The 2,884-nt window shown below is 58.0% G+C and carries 3 protein-coding genes and 1 pseudogene; all 4 read left to right on the top strand.

Going from position 1 to position 2,884, the window contains the following annotated elements; genetic code table 11:
• Positions 1–1,065 (top strand): annotated as a pseudogene (locus tag F8N62_RS31080) (SidA/IucD/PvdA family monooxygenase); the annotation flags it as partial.
• A gap of 262 nt (positions 1,066–1,327) precedes the next feature.
• On the top strand, positions 1,328–1,735 hold the full coding sequence (locus F8N62_RS31075; RefSeq protein ID WP_150713512.1) for a response regulator: 408 nt from the start codon (positions 1,328–1,330) through the stop codon (positions 1,733–1,735).
• Between the two features lie 108 nt (positions 1,736–1,843).
• Positions 1,844–2,476, top strand: a complete 633-nt coding sequence (locus F8N62_RS31070; RefSeq protein WP_150713473.1) for a response regulator transcription factor — start codon at positions 1,844–1,846, stop codon at positions 2,474–2,476.
• Positions 2,477–2,884 (top strand): transporter substrate-binding domain-containing protein (locus tag F8N62_RS31065; protein WP_150714187.1); only part of this gene is annotated, 408 nt, incomplete at its 3' end.

The following is a 2,884-nucleotide window of genomic DNA, read 5'->3' as shown; positions in this document are numbered from 1 at the left end:
AAGCATCACGGGCGTCTGGTGGACTTCATCAACCTCGGCACTTTCTATCCGTGCCGCATGGAGTACAACGACTACCTGTGCTGGGTCGCCGGGCAATTCGCCGCACAGAGCCGCTACGGCGAAGAAGTGCTGACCATCGAGCCGGTGCTGCACAACCAGCAGGTCGAAGCGCTGCGCGTGATCTCCCGCGATACCCACGGCCAGCAACATGTGCGCACCGCCCGTTCGGTGGTGGTCAGCGCCGGTGGTACGCCGCGTATTCCGGAAGCGTTCAAGGCGCTAAAGGATGACGGCCGGGTGTTTCATCACTCGCAGTACCTGGCGCAGATGGCCAGGCAACCTTGTGTGAATAATCAGCCGATGAACATTGCGATCATTGGCGGCGGGCAGAGCGCGGCTGAGGCCTTCATCGATTTGAACGACAGCTTCCCGTCGGTGCAGGTGGACATGATCCTGCGTGGTTCGGCATTGAAGCCGGCGGATGACAGTCCGTTCGTCAACGAAGTGTTCTCGCCGCAGTTCACCGACCTGGTGTTCCAGCAGGCGAGCAGCGAGCGCGAGCGGCTGGTCAACGAGTACCACAACACCAACTATTCAGTGGTGGACATCGACCTGATCGAACGCATCTACGGGATCTTCTATCGCCAGAAAGTCTCGGGCATCGCCCGTCATGTTTTCCGCACCCTGACCACTGTCGAGAAAGCCACCGCCACCGAGCGCGGCATCGAACTGGCGGTGCGCAACAACGCAACCGGCGAAGTCACGGTTCGGCACTACGATGCGGTGGTGTTGGCCACCGGTTACGAGCGTCAGATGCACCGCAAATTATTGGCGCCGCTGGAGCAGTACCTGGGGGATTTCGAGGTGGATCGCAACTACAAACTGGTCACCGACGAACGCTGCAAGGCCGGCATTTACATGCAGGGGTTCTGCCAGGCGAGCCACGGCTTGAGCGACACCTTGCTCTCGATCCTGCCGATTCGTGCAGATGAGATTGCCGGCTCTTTGTATGAGCATGGCAAGCAGCGGGGGCAGGGGCGGTCGGTGGTGGATGTGTTGCTCGCGATTGGGCCTTCAAAAGCACCACACATCTTGAATTCTGAACCCTTGCTGAAGAACCCCGCAATTCCCCCGCACCCATCAAAAGATCAAAAGATCAAAAGATCGCAGCCTTCGGCGGCTCCTACCGGGGATCGGTTTCACGCGGTGAATCTCCGTTCATTGACGGACGAGATGCCTGGATTTTCGGAATAGTCCTACAGAAAGCTTGAGGGCTCTTCCGTAGCCTTGGGGCCTCATGAACTTGAAACCCGCCAAGGGGCTCCCGTTGCTAAACAAAGCGTTGCGTATTCTGATTGCCGACAAGCAGCATTTTCAGCGGCTGCGAATGGAGCGCCTGTTCAACCAACTCGGCTACTACCGGGTGGCGCCCGCGCAAAACCTTGAAGAACTGCTGACGCTGATCGAATACGGCGATGTGCCTTTCGATCTGGTGGTGATCAATGCGGCGCTGGCGGGCGAGGCGCTGGACCTGAACGACTACTTCCTCGATCACCCGCAGGTGCGCCATGCATTGATTTATGCAGGCGCACAATCGCCGCCGATCCCGTTCGGCGGGTCGCAGAAGATTCGGCTGAGCGATGCGGCGTTGCCTGATCTGATAAGTATTCAACGGTTGATGACGACCGTTGATCCACGGTTACCGTTCGTCGGCACTGTCATTTCTGTCAGGTAGTCGAGCCCGGATTTTCATGCAAAAGTCGTTGCGCAGCCCTGCGTTAAACCGGGTCTGGCCCATGGGCATTGAATGCCCGATTGTCGTGCCCTACGCACAGGAGTTGCCATGAAGCCAGCGCTAAGAGCGGGGATCGCGGATGATCATCCCGTGGTTCGCACGGCGGTGAGGATGTTGCTTGCCCAGGCGGGATATCGGGTGAGCGAGGTATCCAACGGTAACGCGGTGATGTCGATGCTTCGCGAGCACCAACCTGGCACGCTGGTGCTGGATCTGAACTTGCCCGGACTGGATGGCCTGGGTGTGCTGGAGCACATTCGAAGCAGCGGCATCCGATGCCAGGTCGTGGTGTTCACTTCACTGAACGGGATGTTTTATCAGGATCGTTGCATGCGTGCGGGCGCTGCGGCTTTTGTTTCAAAAACCAACGATCTGGAGCACCTCCGCAAGGCCATCGATGCAGTCAAGGCGGGTTACAGCTATTTTGAAAAGCTCGAGACGAGCTCGGTCTCACTCAGCCTTGTGCAGCGCAGTGACGCGCAGCTGATTGAAAAACTGTCCAATCGTGAACTGACGATTTGCTGCTACCTGGCCAACGGTATGAGCAACAAGGCCATTGCCGAAATAATGCACCTGAGCCACAAGACGGTCAGTACCTACAAGACCCGATTGACCGACAAACTCCAGATCGGCTCCCCGGTGCATCTGCGCGATTTTGCCAAACGCAATAATCTGATCTGAATGATGATTTCGCACCGATTGCGTTGCCTCACCTGCCTTGTGCTGCTGGCTTGCCTGTGGATAACCAGCGCCGGTGCACAACCCCAGACCCTGAAACTGCTTGGACGCTCCAGCGTCGATGGCTACGACGTCAAACTGTCGGATGCCGATTCGCGGGTGCTGCGTCAAAAGGGTCGGCTGGTGCTGGCCGTTTCGAAGCCGGATTATCCGCCCTTCGACATCACCACCAACGACGACGATTACGAGGGTTTGACGGCCGACTACGCCGGGCTGCTCAAACAGCTGTTGCACGTTGAGATCGAGGTTCAGCGCTATGCATCGCGAGGCGATGCTGTGCGGGCGATCAAGGACGGCAAGGCTGATTTGCTCGGCACCGCCAATCGTTACGAGACCGAAGATCCACAGTTG

The sequence above is a fragment of the Pseudomonas fluorescens genome, from assembly GCF_902497785.1.
GTDB classification, from domain to species: Bacteria; Pseudomonadota; Gammaproteobacteria; order Pseudomonadales; family Pseudomonadaceae; genus Aquipseudomonas; species Aquipseudomonas fluorescens_BO.
The sequence above is the reverse complement of the archived record's forward strand: the minus strand, read 5'-3'. Positions and strand labels throughout refer to the sequence as shown.